20 protein-coding genes are annotated in these 19,597 nt (G+C 63.3%); 17 read left to right on the top strand and 3 right to left on the bottom strand.

All coding sequences use genetic code 11. The annotated features are described in order from the left end of the window. The first annotated feature begins 89 nt into the window (after window positions 1–89). Together WN982_RS35920 and ccsB are read left to right on the top strand one after the other, a co-directional pair. Window positions 90–851, top strand: a complete 762-nt coding sequence (locus WN982_RS35920; RefSeq protein ID WP_341316736.1) for a c-type cytochrome — start codon at window positions 90–92, stop codon at window positions 849–851. Between the two features lie 193 nt (window positions 852–1,044). Next, window positions 1,045–2,196: a c-type cytochrome biogenesis protein CcsB gene (gene ccsB / locus WN982_RS35915; protein ID WP_341319535.1), complete on the top strand. Its 1,152-nt coding sequence runs from the start codon at window positions 1,045–1,047 to the stop codon at window positions 2,194–2,196. Window positions 2,197–2,263: 67 nt separating this feature from the next. Here ccsB and WN982_RS35910 read toward each other — a convergent pair whose 3' ends face one another. Next, window positions 2,264–2,872: a lytic transglycosylase domain-containing protein gene (locus WN982_RS35910; RefSeq protein WP_341319534.1), complete on the bottom strand. Its 609-nt coding sequence runs from the start codon at window positions 2,870–2,872 to the stop codon at window positions 2,264–2,266. A 599-nt stretch (window positions 2,873–3,471) separates the two neighbouring features. Here WN982_RS35910 and WN982_RS35905 point away from each other — a divergent pair. Further along, complete coding sequence (locus tag WN982_RS35905) at window positions 3,472–4,263, top strand: response regulator transcription factor (RefSeq protein ID WP_341316735.1); 792 nt, start codon at window positions 3,472–3,474, stop codon at window positions 4,261–4,263. A 16-nt stretch (window positions 4,264–4,279) separates the two neighbouring features. On the opposite strand, the gene WN982_RS35900 is transcribed toward WN982_RS35905, so the two are convergent. Next, complete coding sequence (locus WN982_RS35900; RefSeq protein ID WP_341316734.1) at window positions 4,280–5,413, bottom strand: histidine kinase; 1,134 nt, start codon at window positions 5,411–5,413, stop codon at window positions 4,280–4,282. Between the two features lie 284 nt (window positions 5,414–5,697). Here WN982_RS35900 and WN982_RS35895 point away from each other — a divergent pair, with 284 nt between their 5' ends. The 13 genes from WN982_RS35895 to WN982_RS35835 all read left to right on the top strand — a co-directional run bounded on the left by WN982_RS35895 (window position 5,698) and on the right by WN982_RS35835 (window position 17,178). Beyond that, window positions 5,698–6,402 carry an SCO family protein gene (locus tag WN982_RS35895; protein ID WP_341316733.1) on the top strand — a complete coding sequence of 235 codons (705 nt, stop codon included), beginning with the start codon at window positions 5,698–5,700 and terminating at the stop codon, window positions 6,400–6,402. A 30-nt stretch (window positions 6,403–6,432) separates the two neighbouring features. After that, window positions 6,433–7,122: a response regulator transcription factor gene (locus tag WN982_RS35890; RefSeq protein ID WP_341316732.1), complete on the top strand. Its 690-nt coding sequence runs from the start codon at window positions 6,433–6,435 to the stop codon at window positions 7,120–7,122. Between the two features lie 169 nt (window positions 7,123–7,291). After that, window positions 7,292–7,741 (top strand): type II secretion system major pseudopilin GspG, encoded by a 450-nt coding sequence (gspG, locus tag WN982_RS35885; protein ID WP_341319533.1) that lies wholly within the window; start codon window positions 7,292–7,294, stop codon window positions 7,739–7,741. A gap of 47 nt (window positions 7,742–7,788) precedes the next feature. Continuing rightward, complete coding sequence (locus tag WN982_RS35880) at window positions 7,789–8,991, top strand: type II secretion system F family protein (protein ID WP_341316731.1); 1,203 nt, start codon at window positions 7,789–7,791, stop codon at window positions 8,989–8,991. Window positions 8,992–9,011: 20 nt separating this feature from the next. Continuing rightward, window positions 9,012–10,724, top strand: a complete 1,713-nt coding sequence (locus WN982_RS35875) for a GspE/PulE family protein (protein ID WP_341316730.1) — start codon at window positions 9,012–9,014, stop codon at window positions 10,722–10,724. After that, entirely contained in the window at window positions 10,705–11,601 is an 897-nt protein-coding gene (locus tag WN982_RS35870; protein ID WP_341316729.1) for a hypothetical protein, read from the top strand. The genes WN982_RS35875 and WN982_RS35870 overlap by 20 nt, the downstream gene beginning before the upstream one ends. Beyond that, window positions 11,598–12,128 (top strand): PilN domain-containing protein, encoded by a 531-nt coding sequence (locus WN982_RS35865; RefSeq protein WP_341316728.1) that lies wholly within the window; start codon window positions 11,598–11,600, stop codon window positions 12,126–12,128. The genes WN982_RS35870 and WN982_RS35865 overlap by 4 nt, the downstream gene beginning before the upstream one ends. Next, window positions 12,125–12,691, top strand: coding sequence for a hypothetical protein (locus WN982_RS35860; protein ID WP_341316727.1), 567 nt, complete (start codon window positions 12,125–12,127; stop codon window positions 12,689–12,691). Before WN982_RS35865 ends, WN982_RS35860 begins: the two co-directional genes overlap by 4 nt. After that, the gene (locus tag WN982_RS35855) at window positions 12,688–13,299 is read left to right on the top strand and encodes a hypothetical protein (protein WP_341316726.1); all 612 of its coding nucleotides are present in this window, start codon (window positions 12,688–12,690) and stop codon (window positions 13,297–13,299) included. Before WN982_RS35860 ends, WN982_RS35855 begins: the two co-directional genes overlap by 4 nt. Continuing rightward, window positions 13,296–15,575 (top strand): type IV pilus secretin PilQ, encoded by a 2,280-nt coding sequence (locus WN982_RS35850; RefSeq protein WP_341316725.1) that lies wholly within the window; start codon window positions 13,296–13,298, stop codon window positions 15,573–15,575. The genes WN982_RS35855 and WN982_RS35850 overlap by 4 nt, the downstream gene beginning before the upstream one ends. Before the next feature lie 3 nt (window positions 15,576–15,578). Next, entirely contained in the window at window positions 15,579–16,127 is a 549-nt protein-coding gene (locus tag WN982_RS35845; protein ID WP_341316724.1) for a type II secretion system protein, read from the top strand. Between the two features lie 8 nt (window positions 16,128–16,135). Then, complete coding sequence (locus WN982_RS35840) at window positions 16,136–16,525, top strand: type II secretion system protein (RefSeq protein ID WP_341316723.1); 390 nt, start codon at window positions 16,136–16,138, stop codon at window positions 16,523–16,525. A gap of 113 nt (window positions 16,526–16,638) precedes the next feature. After that, window positions 16,639–17,178, top strand: coding sequence for a type II secretion system protein (locus WN982_RS35835; protein WP_341319532.1), 540 nt, complete (start codon window positions 16,639–16,641; stop codon window positions 17,176–17,178). A 39-nt stretch (window positions 17,179–17,217) separates the two neighbouring features. Here WN982_RS35835 and WN982_RS35830 read toward each other — a convergent pair whose 3' ends face one another. Beyond that, entirely contained in the window at window positions 17,218–18,219 is a 1,002-nt protein-coding gene (locus tag WN982_RS35830; RefSeq protein ID WP_341316722.1) for a GlxA family transcriptional regulator, read from the bottom strand. A 374-nt stretch (window positions 18,220–18,593) separates the two neighbouring features. Between WN982_RS35830 and WN982_RS35825 the strand changes: the two genes are divergently transcribed. Then, complete coding sequence (locus WN982_RS35825) at window positions 18,594–19,556, top strand: choline ABC transporter substrate-binding protein (RefSeq protein WP_341316721.1); 963 nt, start codon at window positions 18,594–18,596, stop codon at window positions 19,554–19,556. Window positions 19,557–19,597: the final 41 nt, after the last annotated feature.

The raw sequence follows: 19,597 nt of genomic DNA, 5'->3' as shown, positions 1-19,597 counted from the left end.
AAACGGGGGGCGTTGAACTACGCACTGATTGCGCTGCGCTTTGTTGCGCGGCCTTAAAGGGCGGTAAGAGCAGTTTGGAGGTTCGTTACATGAACAAATTGACGCAGTTCATCTCTCTTGGGATGTTGCTTGTCGGGTCGGGTTGTCACGACCTGGAACGGTCCCGGGCAGTCGATAATCCGGCTGTCTCCGGAAAGACAATTGCTCTGCAAGTTTGCTCGAACTGTCATGGCGCGAACGGCGTGTCGGTATCGCCGACCTTTCCCAAGCTGGCGGGGCAACGACGGGAATACCTTGTCGATCAATTGACGGACTTCAAGAATCATGCCCGATCCGACCCGAACGCCAAACGATTCATGTGGGGCTTTACCCACTTGAGCGAGGCGCAGATCGACGAGCTTGCGACGTATTTTTCAAGTCAGCACGCGGTTCTGGGTGAACCCGGCGACACGGCGCTCATTCACCGGGGGAAAGCGATTTTTGCATCGGGCCTGCCGGACAAGGGCGTCGCGGCATGCGTTTCCTGTCACGGCCAGCACGGTGAGGGGAAGGACAAGTTTCCTGGTCTGGCTGGGCAGCACGCGGACTACATCGTGAAGCAGCTCACGGTGTTCCAGCGCACCGAAGATAGGCCCCGCGGTGCAATCATGAAGGCGGTCTGCGCCAATATGTCGGAGGAGGATATGCGCGCCGTCGCGGCCTTCGTGGAGGCGTTTCCGCCGGAGCTCGAGGCATCGGCCAGCCCGCCAGCTGACCCGCAGGCGCCGGCCAGCCTCCAGGCCGACCCGCAAGCGCCGGCCAGCCCCTCAGCCGACCCGCAGGCGCCGGCCAGCCCTCAGGCCAATCAATGAGCCAACTTGCTTTACGTATCGCTGCGCTCGCAGGCGCAGCGATTCAGACGCGAGGCCGGCCGGCGGGTTTGCGTGGCGCGAATGAAGCGTCGGAGCGAATCTCTGCGCAACGGTGAAGACCATGAATCTGACACGATTGTCTCTTGATGCCGGTGAGCCGGACCCAGCGGCCGTGCCTCAAAAGGGCGCCGCGATGACCGCGGCTCAGGCATCGGCGCAGTTCGACGAGCGGCCGTTCCTGAAGCGCCTCGGCATGACCGACTGGCTGTTCGCCCTCGCGATGGTCGCGGGCGCGGGGTTCGCGCTGTCGCGCTATCACCCGTTCATGAACTACTACGACAAACTGGTGCTGGTGTGCGCGGTGCCGGTGTTCGTCGTGCTCGGCTGGCGCTGGAAGCCGGTGCGCCCGCTGATGGTGGGTATCGCGGCGCTGTCGCTGTTTGCGATCCAGATCTATCAGGGCGATCTGACGCGCGCGGATAACGCGTTCTTCCTGAAGTATTTCCTGTCGAGCCAGTCCGCGATTCTGTGGATGAGCGCGCTCTTCGTATTCGCCACGGTGTTCTACTGGATTGGCCTGCTGTCGCGCTCGCCGACCGGCGCCGCAATCGGCTCGAAGATGACCTGGGCCGCGGTGCTGATGGGCTTTGTCGGGCTGATGGTGCGCTGGTACGAGTCGTACCTGATCGGCGCGGACGTCGGTCATATTCCGATCTCGAACCTGTATGAAGTGTTCGTGCTGTTCAGCCTGATCACCGCGCTGTTCTACCTGTACTACGAGCAGCACTACAACACCCGCGCGCTCGGCGCATTCGTGCTGCTGGTGATCAGCGCGGCCGTCGGCTTCCTGATGTGGTACTCGGTCGCGCGCGACGCGCAGCAGATCCAGCCGCTGGTGCCGGCGCTGCAAAGCTGGTGGATGAAGATCCACGTGCCGGCGAACTTCATCGGCTACGGCAGTTTCGCGCTGTCGGCGATGGTCGGCGTCGCGTATCTGATGAAAGAGCGCGGCGTGCTGGCCGATCGCCTGCCGGCGCTCGACGTGCTTGACGACGTGATGTACAAGTCGATCGCCGTCGGCTTCGCGTTCTTCACGATCGCGACGATTCTCGGCGCGCTGTGGGCCGCCGAAGCATGGGGCGGCTACTGGAGCTGGGACCCGAAGGAAACGTGGGCGCTGATCGTCTGGCTGAACTACGCGGCGTGGCTGCATATGCGCCTGATGAAGGGCCTGCGTGGCGCGGTGGCGGCCTGGTGGGCGCTGACCGGCCTGCTGGTGACGACCTTTGCGTTCCTCGGCGTGAACATGTTCCTGTCGGGGCTGCATAGCTACGGCAAGTTATAGAGAGCGTCGTGCGGCGCTTGCCGCTCGGCTCACTCACTCGCTAACTTACTCTCTCGCTCACCAGGACCTAGCCGCTGGCCGTCAGCAGCCGCCGATAGCGGGCGAGTACGCGCGGCACATATTGGCGTGTCTCGGGCAGGGACGGGATACGGTAGCCGGCTCGAATCACCGCATTCTCTCCTGCGTTGTACGCGGCCAGCGCGAGCTCCATGTCTTCCTTGAAAAGGTCGAGCAGAAAGCGCAGATAGCGCGCGCCCGCCAGTACGTTGTCGCGCGGATTGAACATGTTGCCGTCGGAAAAGCGCCGCGCCGTTGCGGGCATCAACTGCATGAGTCCCTGCGCTCCTTTGTCCGATACCGCGTTCGGGTTGAAGCGGGACTCGACGTCGATTACGGCTCGCAGCAGTTCGGGCTGAACGTGAAACGTACGGCTTGCTTCGTCGATCACATCGGCGAAACGCGCGATATCGATAGTGGCGCTGAACGCGGCGTGGGTTCGTTTCGCGTCGGGTTCGGCCGGCGGCTCTCCCGCCACGATGAGCTTCAATCCCACCTTGCCGGGCGCGTTGGTCAGGACGATCGCGCCCTTGCTGTCGACTGTGCCGAATATGTCCGCATGCACGACGCCAGCCGAGGTCACGCCGAGCACGATCGAGACGGCTCGTAGCGTGTTCATCGACAGGAAAGAAGGGCGCCTGCACATGTTCGAAATCCCTCCGCGTTGCCATTGTGGTTCGCGTAAAAGGACGTCAGCAATGGGGCACTCTCCTCCTTTTCAAAGCGCCGCCTGGGGGGCTTTCACCCTGTGTGCAGAAACGTTACGTCTGTAATGGATCGTTACGACGTCAGGATCATGCGGCGTTCGCAAGCCGCTTCAAAGGAAGAAAATAATTCCGGTGTAAACGATGGTCAATAGCAGGCGCTGTTAATTATTGGCCGATTTACGCGCGAAGCATACTCCATTCGTATTATTACCAATGTCAGATTCAGCCCGGGAATGATCATTTTTGAAACGTTTTGGGCTGAAATTGCTAATTGATTTTACCTTTTGCGACGCACAACAACGCTGGATGCGGGCCGCAGGCCGGTGGCCCGAACCTTGCGAAATAAGGCAGCACGGGGACTAAAGCAGTATTGTCACATGAATATGTCAGGTTAAAGAAATAAATATGAAAAGCATTAGAAAGAAATAATTGAAAGAAGAATATTGGCCCGCCAAATGGCAGCCTTCCGGTTGAGTACTCAACCGGCCATGTCGCACGAGGAGTGGCGATCGTGAATATCAAATATCGCGTACTGGTTGTCGAAGATCACGATCTGCTGCGCAGCGGATTGTGTTCCATGCTTTCGGCGCAAGGCGATTACGACGTGGTCGGCGAGGCGAGGGACGGCAAGGAAGCCTGCCATCTCGCGATGACGCTCAACCCCGATCTGATCCTGATGGATCTGTCGATGCGCGGCATGAACGGCATTGACGCCAGCGCGGCGATCAAGCGCCGCTCGCCGCACGTGCATATCGTCGCGCTCACCGTCCACCAGAACGAAGAGTACGTGCGAGAAGCGCTTCGCGCGGGCGTCGACGGCTATGTGCTGAAAGATGTTTCGTTCGATGAACTGATCGTTGCGATGCGCGCGGTGATGCAGGGGAAAAAGCATCTGAGCGCCGACGTCTACGGCTACATGGTCGACTCGTTCATTACCGGGCACGAAGCCGTGGCGCCGAAGAAGGCCTGGGACATCCTGACGGCGCGCGAGCGCAGCGTGCTGAAGCTGATTGCCGAAGGGCGCACCAACCGGCAGGTCGGCCAGTATCTGAACCTCAGCCCGAAGACGATCGAGAAGTATCGCGCCAGCGTCATGCACAAGCTCGCCATCGAGAATTTGACGGAGCTCGTGCTGGTCGCCATCAGCATGGGCCTGTTGACGTCTCTCGCGACCAAATGCGCCGAGCGCGGTACTGACGATACGCTAGTGCACTTGCCGGCGGCACACACCGACCCATCGACTGAAGCGGGCGGTAACGCGGAATTGCCGGTGTCCCGGGTGAGCGGATCGGCGGCAAGGTGAGGCGCGGCGCTGCGCGTCAGAGTGTCCAGCTCGCCGACACGAGCGTTCCGTTGTTGTCGGAGGAGTGAACCGAGAGAAAACCGCCCTGCGATTCGACCCGGTGTTGCATCCCGGTCAGGCCGAGACCGGTTGAACTCACTTCTTCCGAAGAGAGCGGACGCGTGTCGTAGCCGGTTCCGTTATCCTGAATCGTCAGCAACAGACCCGTCTCGATCCGCTGCAGCGCGAGCCGGATTGCGCTCGCGGCGGCATGCTTGACGGCATTGTTCAGCGCTTCCTGCGCGACTCTGAAGATGTCCGCTTTCAGATGCTCCGGCACATCCCGGTCGTCGACGTCGCAGTGAAAGCTCACCACGAGGTGCCCCGCGCCGCGCTCCACGCCCCGGCACAGTGTGCTCAGTGCCGCGGGCAGGCCCAGCCGTTCGAGGGTAAGCGGGCGCAGCTCGCCGCAAATCTGCCGCATTTCGCCGATGGTCTCGCGTATCTGCAATACGGTGGCGTCCAGCTTCTGCGCGGCGTCTTCGGCTTGTCCGCGGCGCAGACGCATGCGGGCGTCCTCGACCATCAGCTTGATCAGCGTCAGCGCCTGGCCCAGGCCGTCGTGCAGGTCGGCGGCGAGGCGTTGACGCTCACGGTGCTGACCGATCATCAGATACTTCAGCCGATTGCGTGCCCCTGCCTCGGATGACTCGGCATCGTCCGTAAGCGGCGCGTCGGGCGCAAGCGGTTCTTCGAAGAGCGTCAGGCACGCGCGGTCCTCGTCCTGATCCGCTGCGATCAGCTGTTGATGCAGCATGAGCCGGGCCGGGCGGCCGGTGCGGCCGGCCAGCATCGTACTGAACGAATGAAACTCGCGAGCGGGCTCCGCGGACAGATGAGCGGCGAGCGAAGCGCGATCGCTCTCGGGCGCCATATCCAGCAGCCGGCGGCCGACCAGCTCGCCGCTGGCATAACCCAGCAGCGCTGCCGCGCTGCGGTTTGCGGACAGGAACAAGCCATCCGGCGACAGGATCGCGAGCGCCGCGCCGCGTGCGTCGGTGACGCTGCCCGCTTGCGGTTCGTGGAGCCGGGACGCGATCCCCAGCTTGCGCATCGCCTCGACGAGGTCGCGCAACTTCAGCTGTCGTCCCTCGGGTTGGCTTGCATCCATGGGGTCTCCCAGCGAGTTCGCTTAAGGAGACCTTAAGCTGCTAACGGATTGTAGGCCTCAGCATACATATCTGCCAACGGGGCATATCCGAACGCAAAGGGGGGGACACCCCGCGCGGCAAGTGGCGGGCTTTTCCTCTGGTAGGCATCCCCTACCGCGCTTTGGGGGGCTTTATCCAATGACGCGCGAGAGCGGATTCATGAGACTGAACAGACAGGGCGGAGCGCGTGCGGCTACGCATTGGGCGACGCGCCTCGTTCCTTGTTCCGTATCTGGAGACCGCGATGAAGATCAACCGCACATGGATGATAGGCGCATTCGTGCTGGCCGGCACCGGGCTGACCAGCCTCGGCGCAACAGTGGCAACCGCCGAAGGCATGGCCGATAGTGCAGCAGTGAAGGCGCAACCTCACGACACCATGACGGACATGAAGCAGGCACCGGCGAAAGAGGCCGCCGCCGCGATGCACATGCACCACCACGACATGACGGCGGGCACGATGCGCTCGACGGTCGAATACACGCTGCCTGCCGTCACCTTGGTTCGTGACGACGGCAAGGCGGTCTCTCTGGTCGATGAGTTGAACGACGGCCGCCCGGTCATCCTGACGTTCATCTACACGACGTGCACGACGATTTGCCCGATGGTCAGCCAGACCTTCGAGGAATTGCAGGGCAAGCTGGGTGCCGATCGCGACAAGGTCCATCTGGTGTCGATCTCGATCGACCCCGAACAGGACACGCCGGCACGCCTGAGGGCGTACGCCGCCCGGTTCGATGCGGGCCCCGAATGGCAGCACTACACCGGCACGGTCGAGGCGAGCATCGCCGCCCAACGCGCATTCAACGTCTATCGCGGCGACAAGATGAATCACACGGCGGTGGCCTTTTTCCGCGCCGCGCCCGGCAAGCCATGGCTGCGTATCGACGGTCTCGCGACGCCGGCTGAACTGTTGAGCGCCTACCACGAAGTCATCGCCTCGAACTAGTCGCGCGGGTTCCGGCCGGGAGCGAACAAAGTGGAGAAGAAGTATCGGGTATTGATTGCGGAAGACCAGCATCTTCTGCGCGGCGGCCTCTGCACGATGGTGTCCTCCCTGCCCGATTACACGGTTGCCGGCGAGGCGACGGATGGACTCGAGGCCTGCTGCCTCGCCGGTACGCTACGGCCCGATCTGATACTGATGGATCTCTCGATGCCGTGCATGAACGGCATCGAGGCCATCGCCGTGATCAAACGGCAAACGCCGCAGATACGCATCATTGCGCTCACGATTCACTGCAGCGACGAGCACGTGCGCGCGTCGCTGGCGGCAGGCGCGGATGGCTACGTGATCAAGGATGCATCGTTCGAAGAACTCGTCAACGAAATGCGTCTTGTGATGCAGGGCAAATGCAACCCGGCTTTCGACGCTCACCGACACCGCGGCGCGTCGCCCGAGTTGCTGCCTGGCGTTCCGCAACCCACGCAGGTCTGGAACACGTTGACCAGCCGGGAACGTACCGTGTTGCGGCTCGTCGCGGAAGGCCACACCAATCGCCAGGTCGGCGAGTATCTGAAACTCAGCCCGAAAACCGTCGAGAAACACCGCGCGAGTCTGATGCGCAAGCTTGGCGTCAAGAATGTCACCGGTCTCGTGCGCATCGCGCTCGACATGGGCGTGCTCGTGCTGCCGAGTCACTCAGACGACCTCAACGGCTTCCTCTGAGCGACACCGGAACTGGAGGGTCTTTCCCCATCCCTTTGGACGGGTCTCCCTACTTCTTGCCGATATCGACCTGAACAAGAATGAATGAAACGGCTTCGGCGGCATCGGAGCGGTGAGTCGATAGAAGGGGAGAAACGTGCGCAACGAATTGTTCTCGATCGGGCCTGCTGTGCGCGTGAGCGCGAGGTGCCGTGCACGCGTTCAACAGGCGCTGCGACGCAACGGCGGTTTCACGCTGCTCGAGCTGCTCGTGGTCATGGTCATCATCGGTTTGCTCGCCGGTCTCGTCGCACCGCGCTATTTCGATCAGGTCGGCAAGTCGAACGTCAAGATCGCGCGCGCTCAAATCGACTCGTTGAGCAAGGCGCTCGATCAATACCGGCTCGACATGGGCACGTATCCGACGACCGAGGAAGGTCTCCAGGCGCTCATGGTCAAACCGCAGGACGCAACGCACTGGAGCGGCCCGTATCTGCAGAAGGCGGTGCCGCCGGATCCGTGGGATCGCCCGTACCAGTATCGCTCGCCGGGTGAGCATGGCGATTACGACCTGTACTCGCTCGGTAAAAGTGGTCAGGGCGGCGGCACCGGCGAGAACGCGACCATCGCGTCCTGGTAGCGTGCCTGGGTGCGCCTGGTAGTGTGCTGTCAGCAAGGAGAATCGTCGTGAAGTACCTGCTGCGCGTCTTCGATACCAGCGGTTCAGTGCAGACGCTTCGCGTCGATTGCGATTCGTCCGCGGCTGCAACCGCGCTCGCGCGTTCGCGGGGCCTGCGTGTGGTGTCGGTACGGGCCGATGCGCGAGGGGCGCGCCGCCGCGCGGGCTGGTCCGCGATGCCAGGTTCGCGATTTAATGTCGAACTGTTCGCGCGCGAGCTTGCCGCGTTGCTCGAGGCCGGCGTCGGCGTCGTCGACGCGTTGCGCACGCTCGGCGGCAACGAGCGCCGCGAAGCGTCGGCCGTGGTGTATCGCGACCTGCTGCGGCAACTCGAAGAAGGGCAGTCGCTGTCCGCGGCGCTCGAACACGCGAGCCATGTGTTTCCTCCGGTGCTGGTGGCGTGCGTGAAAGCCAGCGAACAAACTGGCGGCCTTGCCGATAGCCTGACCCGCTACTCACGCAATAGCGCATTGCTTCACGAACTGCGCGGCCGGGTGGTGTCGGCCGCGATCTACCCATCCGTTCTGCTGCTCGTGGGCGCAGCCGTCGTGCTGTTCCTGCTGGGTTTCGTCGTGCCGCGCTTTGCCACCCTGCTCGAACACAGCGGACGTGAGCTGCCCTTGCTATCGCAACTGCTGATGGCCTGGGGCGGCATGGTGCATGCCCATGGGGCGGAACTCACCGCCAGCCTCGCCGTGCTGGCGGTGACGACCGTTCTTGCTCTGCGCCGGGCAGCGGCGCGCAACTGGATCGCCGATCGCATGCTCGCGCTGCCTGGAATCGGCCAGCACTTCCGCGTGTTTCGTCAGTCGCAGTTCTTCCGCACGACCGCCATGCTGGTCGACGGCGGGATCCCCGCCGTGCGCGCCTTCGATCTCGCCCGCGGCCTGGTGAGCCGGGCCGACCAGGTGGCCGTCGCCGCCGCCATGCAGCAGGTGCGCAACGGCGCAAAGATGTCCGACGCGTTCCAGCAAACCGGCCTCGCCAACGCGATTACCTATCGTCTGCTGACCGTCGCGGAAAAGACCGGCGGACTGGGTCCTGTTCTCGACAGGATCGCCGCGTTTCAGGAGGCGCAGGTGTCGCGCACGATCGATCTGATTTCGCGTTTGATCGAACCCGCGATGATGATTTTCATTGGCGTAGTGATCGGCGGCATTGTCGTGCTGATGTACATGCCGATCTTCGAAATTGCGTCGAGCATCCAGTAGGCCGGCCTTGGGGAATACGCATGGACACGATCAGCGCGACATCGGAAAGCCCCAGCGTTGAGCTGCGCGACGCGCTGCGCGCGCTCGGCGAGCGGCACGGTTCCGGCATTCGCGCGCTGGAGGAATTGATGACGCAGGCGGCGCTCGGCGCCGACGAGATGGTCGTGCAGCTTGCCGAGCAGTTCCGCATGAAATCGATCGGCATGCAGGAGTTGAACCGGCTCGAAGCGGATTTCGATGTGGTTCCGTTCGTCGAGGCGACCACCCGCTTGTGCGTGTGTTTTCGTCAACCGGATGAAGACGGCGCGCTGCTGTTCGTGATCGCCGATCCGCTCGATGTCCGCACGCGCGGCAGCGTCGAACACCGCATGCGCTCGCGGCCGACCGTGCCGTATAGCTGGGCGCTGGCCAGCGTCGGCGATCTTACCGCGTGGCTCGCCGTGCGCGAGAAAGACGTGCGGGCCATGGATTCGCTCGCCTTCGACGATCAGGTTCAGCATGCCGCCGACCCGTCCTCGCTCGCGCTGACCTTGCAAGGCATCAGTAGCGACGACAGCGCGGTGGTGCGCCTGCTCAACTCCACCATCTACGACGCGCTGAAGATGATGGCGAGCGACATCCACCTCGAATGCCGCGCGAACGGTCTGATGATCAAGTGCCGGGTGGACGGCGTGCTGACTGTGGTCGGCCGTGCCGAAGGCCGCGACGTCGCGGACCAGGTGTTGTCGCGCGTGAAGGTCATTTCCGAACTCGACATCGCGGAGCGCCGCGTGCCGCAGGACGGCCGCTTCAAGGCGGTGTACGCGGGCCGCGAGATCGACTTCCGCGTCTCGATCATGCCGAACCAGTTCGGCGAGGACGCGGTGCTGCGGATCCTCGACCGCTACCAGCTTTCGCAGGCCGCAGGCGGGCTGACGCTCGAGGCGCTCGGTTTTCAGCAAGACGATACGCGCTTCATGCGCTCGGTCGCGTCCATGCCCTATGGGATGCTTCTGGTGACGGGGCCAACGGGCAGCGGTAAAACAACGACGTTGTATGCCATTCTCACCGAGATCAACGACGGCCTCGAAAAGATCGTCACCATCGAGGACCCGGTCGAATATCAACTCGGCGACATCCTGCAGATTCCGGTCAACGAAGCGAAAGGTCTCACGTTCGCGCGCGGACTGCGCTCGATCTTGCGGCACGATCCCGACAAGATCATGGTCGGCGAAATCCGCGATCCGGAGACGGCACAGATTGCCGTGCAGGCGGCGTTGACCGGCCATCAGGTGTTCACGACGGTGCACGCGAACAACGTGTTCGACGTGATCGGCCGCTTCACGAATATGGACGTCGATCCGTACAGCTTCGTGTCCGCATTGAACGGCGTGATCGCGCAGCGCCTCTTGCGGCAGTGCTGCGCGGACTGCGTGGTGGACGACACGGTCGACGCGGACACGCTGGCCCGTTCGGGCATCGATCCGGATACCGCGGGCAGCTACCGCTTTCGCCGCGGCACAGGTTGTGCGGCGTGCCGCGGCAGCGGATATCGCGGCCGGCGCGCGATTGCGGAAGCGCTGCGGATGAACGACGAGCTGCGGCAACTTCTGTCGGAGCGCGCGCCGCTTGGGCACATCAAGACAGCGGCGTTCCGGTATGGCATGCAGACGCTTCGCACGGCCGCCGTCGCGCTCGTGATGCGGGGCGAAACGACACTTGAGGAGATCAACCGTGTCACCATGGTTGAATAGTCCGCTAGCCATCGGCGGTTCGATTAGTTCGATTGCCATCGGCGTCGGAACACGCGAGCTGGTCGTGGGCGCGACGACGCCTCGCTGGATGCGTTTGCTGCGCAAACCTTCCGCGCCTGCTGAACCCGCGAGCATTGCCATAGCGGACGAGCAGTGTTTCACCGAAGCGGGCGTACTCGACGCGCTGAAGACCGCGTTGACCACCGACCCTGCACCGGCCGGGCAGAAGGGCGCGTCAAGGCGCAGCGCACATATCGTGCTGGACGATTTCTGGGCAAGCCACGCGATCTTGCGCGGCGACTTTCGCACGCTGCGCGCGCGGGAAATCGAAGAAGTCGTGCTGGCTCATTTCGCCGATCTGTACGGGATCGATGCCGGGTCGGTGCAGGTACGTTTCTCGGTGCAGCGTGGCGGCCGTGCGGTCTTTGCCAGTGCAATGTCCCGCACGCTGCATGACGGCATCCATGACGCGGGCGCGGCGGCGTGCGCCGACATCCGGTGCATCAAGCTGGGTCTTCCGGAAATGCTCAATCATGTCGATGGCGCTGCAGGCGCCGACGCGGCGATGCTGTTGTTCGTCGCGGATACGTTGCTGCAGGCGGTACTGGTCGAAGACAACCGCTGGGTCGCCTATGACGCGCAGCGCCTCTTTCCCGGCGACGCAAGCGATTCAGAACGAATCGCGGCGCGCGCCGAGCAGGCGTTCGAACGCCTCGCGAGCCGAACCAGCGGCAAGCGCGAGGATTGCCGGATCCATCTGTACGGCGTCGAGATCGACCCGGCGCCGTTCGAAGGGCGCTTCCTTGCGACGCTGCGGCCCGCGCAACCGGCGATGGATACGTCGGTCGCGCATCGGCTCATGGAGGCCGCGCGATGATACCCCGCCTTCACATCGATTTTGGGCGGCACCGCGCGCTTACCGCACCTGCGGGCGTCGTGCTGTTGTGCGTCGCCAGCCTGTTGCTGCTCGTGAGCGGCGAACGCCTCTGGCACGCATACGGCGAAAACGACCGCGTGCAATCGGAACAGGAAGCGCAACGCCATCGGCTATTTGCAAAATCGCACCCGCTCACGGTGCAGCAGACGCCGGCCACCAGACTGGCGCAGAGCCAGAGTCTCGCGGTCCTGCGCGAATTGACGGTGCCGTGGCAAGACCTGCTGTCGATCGTCGAGGACTATCCGGATCACGACGTCGCACTTATCGGCATCGATCAGAGCCCTGCGCAAAGCCAGATCCGCATCACCGCGGAAGCGAAGAACTTCGACGCGATGATCGCGTATCTCAGGTATCTGCAGGCCAGCGTGCTGCTGCGTGAAGCAGTGCTCAACGATCACGTCATCGAGGCCAACGTGCCCGGCACGCCGGTGCGCTTCCAGATCACCGCCATCTGGGGAAAATCATGAACCGCGATCAGTTGCAGGACAGGCTGCTCACCCTACGCTTCGAACTGCAGCGCTCCCTTGGGCTGCCCGGCCTGCTAGGCACGCTGTTGCTGGGCGCGGCCGTGGTAGTCGCGGTTGCGATTCCGCGCGTGGAAGGACAGACGCGTGAACTGGGCGATCCGGCGACGCTCGCGCAGACTGCAAAGGCCCGTCATGCAACTGCCGAACGGTCCGCGGCGGTGGAAACGGTCGCGCTTGATACGTTGCCCGAACTGTTTCCGGGGTTCGCGCAGAGCGCCGACGATATCGCGACGATCCTGGCCCAGGCCCGAGACAGCAATCTGACGCTCGGTTCGGCGGAGTATCTCGTGACGAACGATACGAGCGCGCATTTCATCCGCTATCAGATGCTCTTGCCCGTCAAGGATCAGTACGGTTCGATCCGGCGTTTTCTCGCATCCGTGCTCAACAACGTGCCGAACGCGGCGTTGCGCGAAATCCATGTCGAGCGTCCCGCCGTGAACGGCAACGTGCTCGATGCGCGCGTGCGCTTCGAACTCGTCTATCGGGCAGCGCGGCCATGAAACCCGATCTCGTCAGGCGTGTGTTGCTCACCCTCTGCGGAGTCGTTGCCGCCGGGTTGAGCTTTCGCGAGCTGGCGCCCGCGATGCAGACGCCGGCGGTGGTCGCCGCGGCCAGTGGCGCACATCACGATGACGTGCGCGCCCGGGCGGTCTCCATGCATCGTGAAGGCGCGGCGCATGTGGCAAATACGGCCAGCGCGGCAAGTGGCGCTAAGCCGGGCAAGGCCGCCAAGGCGGCGCCGACGCCGCGCGACAGGCTCATCGCGCTGCGTGCGCGGCTGTCTCTGGAGTCGGCGAACAATCCGTTTGTGGTGTCGTCATGGTTGCCGCCGCCACCGCCGCCCGTGGAAGCGCCGCCCGTTCCGGAGCCCGTAGCGCCGCCCACCGCGCCGCCCGTGCCCTTTACCTACCTCGGCGAGCTGGATGCAAAAGCGGCGAAACCGCAGGTGTTCCTCAGTAGCGGCGACCGCTTGTTGATCGTTTCGCCGGGTGAGGTCGTCGATGGACAGTATCGCGTCGAGTCCATTTCGGAAAACGACGTGGTGCTGACCTATCTGCCGCTGAACGAGAGGCAGGTGCTATCCACGCAAGCGAAGGAAAATAAATGAAAGCCGCATACAACCGGGGTGGAAGCCGCATCGGAGACGGCGGCTCGTCGATACACCTGTCGCCCGAGAGACTGTCTCGCGACGATCGTCCCGCTTTCACCTGGGCTACAAGGAAGCGCTCGGCGCTGGCGATCGCGGTCGTGCTCGCCTTCGGCGGGTGCGTTAATCCGCCGACCCGGCAGAGCGAGCCGAACAACGCCGAACTGCAGATCAACTATCTGCGCGATCGCAATCATCAGGTCGATGCGCTGCTCGATGAAGCGGACCAGTTGCGCAAGAGCTATCAGTTCGATGCGGCCGTCCAGAAGCTCTACGCGGCGAGTCAGATCGATCCGACCAGCGAACGCGGACGCAAGATCGGCGCCGCGCTCGACCAGGATCGCCGCGATCTGGCGACCCTGCAGGAAGCGGACCGGATGATGCAGCGCGGTTCGTACGCGCTGGCAGCGGAACGCATACACCGTGTGCTCGCCCAGAACCCGACCAACACGATGGCGCTGCAGATGCTCAAGGAAATCGAAGATAAGCGCCGGCAGCAACGCTCGGCGAAGGAAGAGAATGTCGCCGCGTCTTCGATCATGCGCACGCCGATTACGCTGCAGTTTCGCGATGCGAATGTGCGCATGGTCTTCGAAGCGTTGTCGCGCACCTCGGGCCTGAATGTCATCTTCGATCGCGATGTCCGCGCCGACCTGAAGACGACGATTTTCGTCACGAACGCGTCGCTGCAGGACACGGTCGACATGATCCTGATGCAGAACCAGCTCGACAAGAAACAGCTCAACGCGAATACGCTCTTCATCTACCCGGCCACCCCCGCCAAGCAGCTCGAATATCAGGAGCTGAAAGTGCGCACGTTCCAGTTGTCGAACGTCGACGCCAAGCAGGTCCAGTCGCTGTTGAAGAGCCTGCTGAAGATCAAGGAAGTGGTCGTCGACGAGCGTGCGAACACCGTGACGATTCGTGGCACGCCGGACACGGTGCGGGTTGCCGAGGAAATGATCGCAGCGCAGGACCTGCCGGAGCCGGAAGTCATGCTCGAAGTGCAGGTGATGGAAGTGTCCCACGACCGGCTGACCGACCTCGGCATCGCGTGGCCGAATTCGTTCTCGGTGGCGACGCCGTCCACCGTGGATACGTGGGGCGCGTTGCACCACCTGCCTGTCAACGCATTGAATGTCAGCGGCCTGTCGGCGACGGCCAACTTCAAGCTCACCGATACCGACGCGAACCTGCTGGCGAGCCCGCGCATCCGCGCGCGTAACAAGGAAAAGGCGCGGATACTGATCGGCGATAAAGTGCCGGTGATTTCGAGTTCGAGCACACCGAGCACGAGCGGACCATCGTACGCGCAAATGATCCAGTACCTCGACGTCGGCATCAAACTGGAGGTGGAACCGCAGGTCTATCGTGACGGCGATGTCGGCATCAAGCTCAACCTTGAAGTCAGCAACATCACCAAGACGATTTCCAGCAGCAACTCGCAGACGGGTCTCACTTCGCTCGCTTATCAGATCGGCACGCGCAGCGCCTCGACGAGTCTGCGGCTAAGAGACGGCGAGAGTCAGATTCTCGGCGGCCTGATTTCGGATCAGGACCGCACGACGGCCGACAAGGTGCCGGGTCTCGGGCAACTACCCGTGCTCGGACGCCTGTTCTCGGACCACAACGGCGATCACCTGAAGACGGAAATCGTGCTGCAGATTACGCCGCACATCATACGTCCGCAGCTTTCCGCCGATGCGGACACGCAGGAGTTGTGGTCCGGCACCGACGTCAACGTGCACGCCGACCAGCTGCGGCTCGATCCGGTAGGAGCGGAAGGCGCTCCACAGCTGCCGGCTCCGGCGGTGCGGACACCGGGCAACGTCGGCGGCGGCACGACAGGCGCGCCGCGCGAACCGCATGCCGGCGCCGCGGGCTCCGGCACAACCGCGCCGCCGACCGGCGCGTTTGGGCAGTTGCCTCCCGCCCCGCGCACGACGCCGCCGCCCGTGCCATACGGCGGCCGGTTCTCGCCGCAGGCTACCGTGCCCGCAGCGCCCGCTGCACCGCCGGCCCCGGTGCCGGTGCCTGGGGCGGGGCAGAGCGGCGCCGAGGCCGCGCCGGCCGGCGAAGCGAATGCGGCGCCGGCGGCCGCTCAGGCTCAAGCGCCGGCGCCGGCACCCGCTCAAGCACCGGCTCCGCCGTCCGCATTTCCGCAGTCGAACGTCGTGATGCCGCCAGGCGATATACCGAGCGACAACCCGCTTCGTCCGATTCAGAACGGGTACTGAGCCATGAATGTCCGGCTCGATGCGGTCCGCTTGCGCGTCCGGGCACGCGCCGGTCAGCGTGGCTTCACGCTGATCGAGCTGGTCATTACGCTGGCGCTCGTGGGCATTCTCGCGCTCGCGATCATGCCGTTCTCGGAGCTGATCGTGCAGCGTCAGAAAGAACAGCAACTGAGCGCGGCGCTGCGTGAGATTCGCACGGCACTGGACGCCTACAAGGAAGCGAGCGATACGGGTCTGATCGAAAGGGAGGCCGATGCCTCCGGCTATCCACCATCGCTCACCGTGATGGTGACCGGGGTGAAGAACGCAAAAGACCCGAAAGGCGGGCTGCTGATGTTTCTACGCCGCGTGCCGCGCGATCCGTTTTTCACGGGCGACGCGGATATCGCGGCGGAAGACACGTGGAACGTACGTGCCTTCGGCGAGCCGCCGAACCCGGGCGAGGGCGGTGAAGCGTCTGTCGACAATTCCCGGGCCGGCAAGGATGTTTTCGATGTGACGTCGAAAACCGATCGTGTCGGCATCAACGGCATTCCGTACAAACAGTGGTGACGTGCATCATGAAATCCGTTCACGCGCGCAAGGCTAGCGGCTTCACGTTGATCGAACTGGTCGTCGTGATGGCGATCATCGGACTGCTGCTGACGATCGCCTTGCCCCGTTATATGCACAGCATCGACCGCGGCAAGGAACAGGTGCGTCAGCAGAACGTCGCGGTGATGCGCGACGCCATCGACAAGTACTACGGCGATAACGGCCAGTATCCGGACACGCTCGACGAACTGGTGACGAAGCACTATCTGCGTGCGATTCCGGTCGACCCTGTCAACGGCGATGACAAATGGGCGACGATTGCGTCGCCGGACGAAAACAAGACGGGCGTATACGACATCGCGCCGGCGAGCAGCCCGCAGGGGAGCGCCAAAGATCAGGCGGGAGCCGCGCAATGAACGAGGTGGCCTGGCCGATGCATTCGCGTGGGCGCACGGCGCGGCGTGCCGGACAACGGCAAAGGCAGCGGCTGCGGTGGCGCACCGTCACCGCACGCGAGGACGGACTTGTTCTGCTGGCGCTCCTGATTGCATTGATGCTGATGTCGATTGCGCTGGCGGGCGCGCTCGACGTGTGGTCGTTGGAACGCCAGCGCGAACAGGAGAGACAACTGCTGTTCGTCGGCGACCAGTACCGGCTGGCGATTCTTCGTTACTACCGCGCAGGACGGGTGCTCCCCGCCTCGATCGACGATCTGCTCGACGACACGCGCTTCCCGACGCATCTGCATCATCTGCGCCACGCCTATCCGGATCCGGCCACGGGGAAGAACGACTGGGTCTTCATGCGACAGGGCGATCGCTTCTTCGGCATCTATAGCAGTTCTACCGATGCACCGATCAAGCTGGCGGGATTTCCGCTGCGTTATGAGGACTTCGAAAACCAGAAGACTTATGGCGGTTGGCGGTTCTTCTATTTGCCGCCCGCGGTGCGCAACAACTATACGAACAACGGTGCCTTGACCGCGCCCCCAAAACCGGAAACCACCTTCAACCCGATGAACAGCACGTTGCCCAGTTTCAACGCGCGTAGTGTGGGCGGCTTGCGGTGAGTGGGTTTATGCGATATCGCAACCGCGCATTCGTTCGGATCAGCTTGCCGATAATGCGGGAGCCGGCGCGTGCGCCGCAGTACCTGACGGCGTGCCACCCCCCATCGCATGCCGGTCGCTTCTCGGACTCGTCCCGAACCGCGCACGATAAGTCCGCGAGAAATGCGATGGCGACTCGAATCCGCAGGCGACGCAAATCGACGTGATCGACATATCGGTCTGTTGCAGCAGCTCGCGCGCACGGCCAAGCCGCAACTGGAGGTAGAAATGCGTCGGCGAGTCCTTCAGCGACGCGCAGAACAGCCGCTCCAGTTGCCGCCGTGTCACACCGATTTCCTGCGCGAGCCGATCCGGCGCGAGCGGCTCTTCCATATGCTGCTCCATCACGCTGATCACCTGAATCAGCTTGCGGTTGTGCACGCCGTAGCGCGCGGCAATCTCCATCCGTTGATGATCCGAGCGTTGCCGGATCCGGCTCACGACAAACTGCTCCGACACCGCTGAGGCCAGCGCCGCGCCGTGCTTGCGGCCGATCAGATCGAGCATCATGTCGATCGACGCGGTGCCGCCCGCGCAGGTGATGCGCCGCGCGCCGATTTCGAACAGTTCCTGGCTCGCGTCCAACGCTGGGTAACGCTCACGGAATGCCGACAGCGCTTCCCAATGCACGGTCAAACTGTCCGAGCCGCCAAAGAGGCCGGCTTCCGCGAGAATAAAGCTGCCCGTATCGATGCCGCCTAACGTCGCGCCTGCGCGGTCGAGGCGCTTGAGGCAATCGCCCAGCGCGCGCGTATAGCAGGCGAGCGGCTCGAACCCCGCCACGACGAAGAGCGTCTGCGCCGCTTTGACATCGCCGATCGCGGCTTCCGCGTTCATCGAAATGCCGTTGCTGGCCGCCACAGGCGCGCCGTCGAGGCTCAGAATGTGCCAGCGGTAGAGATCGCCGCGAAAACGGTTCGCGACCCGCAAAGGCTCGACCGCCGACATGAAGCCGAGCGCCGAAAAGCCCGGCAGCAGCAGGAACGAAATATCTTCGGGCATCGTGAGGGAACTCGACAGAGGAAAAACGCAGGCCGGACGCGGGGTTGCCGGACGCAGGGTATCCGGGCGCCGGGCGTCCCGACGCAGGGTCTCCGGCGAGCGTAACAAGCCGCGCCCGGGCCGGCAAGGCACGCCAAAATTCATCGCGGCGGCCATGCTGCGCTGCATCGCGCGCAATGCTGGTTTTCCCTCATGGTCGCACGCGGGCAAGAACGGGTCGCTGGCGGACGCTTCGGCGGAAATATGGGGCATTACCTTTACTTCACTCCTGGATTCATTCAACACCTCGAGCCGTATCACGCATGTCTGGTGGGCCGCCTATCCGCGGCCTGATTCGAAACACGCTGCAAAAACGTGTCCGAAGGGGGAACGTCATGAAGTTACGCGTCAAAGTCCTGCTTGCCCATCTTGCCCGCCTTGCTTGCGTGGCCGCCGCCGTCACTGCCGTGCCGGCGTTCGCGCAAGATCCGGCTACCTGCCGGGCCGTGCATTTTGCCGACATCGGCTGGACCGACATCACGTCGACTACGGCACTCGCGTCGACGGTCTTCGAAGGGCTCGGCTATCAGCCGGTCACCACCGTCGCTTCGGTACCGATCTCGTTCGCGGGCCTGAAGAGCAAACAACTCGACGTGTCGCTCGGCTACTGGTGGCCCGTGCAGGAAAAGGCCATCGCGCCGTTCGTCGACTCGAAATCCATTCAGGTCCTGCAACCGCCGAACCTGACCGGCGCCAAAGCGACCTTCGCCGTGCCGACCTATGAATACGATGCTGGGCTCAAGACGTTCGCCGACATCGCCAAACATCGCGCGGAACTCGACGGCAAGATCTATGGCATCGAGCCGGGCAGCAGCGCGAATGCGGCGATTCAGAAAATGATCGCCAACAATCAGTTCGGCCTCGGCGGTTTCAAGCTGATCGAGTCGAGTGAAGCCGGCATGCTGGTGTCGGTGGATCGCGCGATCCGCGAGAAGAAGTGGGTGGTGTTTCTCGGCTGGGAACCGCATCCGATGAACATCCAGATCGACATGAAATATCTGACCGGCAGCGACGGCGTGTTCGGCCCGAACGACGGCGAAGCACGCGTTTATACGCTGACGTCCCCCGACTTTCTGACGCGTTGCCCGAACGCGGGCAAGCTCGTGAGCAATCTGCGCTTTACGACGCAACTGGAAAACGTCGTGATGCAGTCGGTGATGAACAAGGAGAAACCCGCCGAGGCCGCCAAAGCGTATCTGAAGAAAAACCCGCAAGTGCTCGATGCATGGCTTGCCGGTGTGAAGACCTATGACGGCAAGGACGGCCTGCCCGCCGTGAAGGCGTATCTCGGTCTCTGAGCGACTAATGGCCACTGAGAAGGCAACTGAGCCGCCGAGGC

It is taken from the genome of Paraburkholderia sp. IMGN_8 (assembly GCF_038050405.1).
Lineage (GTDB): Bacteria > Pseudomonadota > Gammaproteobacteria > Burkholderiales > Burkholderiaceae > Paraburkholderia.
The sequence above is the reverse complement of the archived record's forward strand: the minus strand, read 5'-3'. Positions and strand labels throughout refer to the sequence as shown.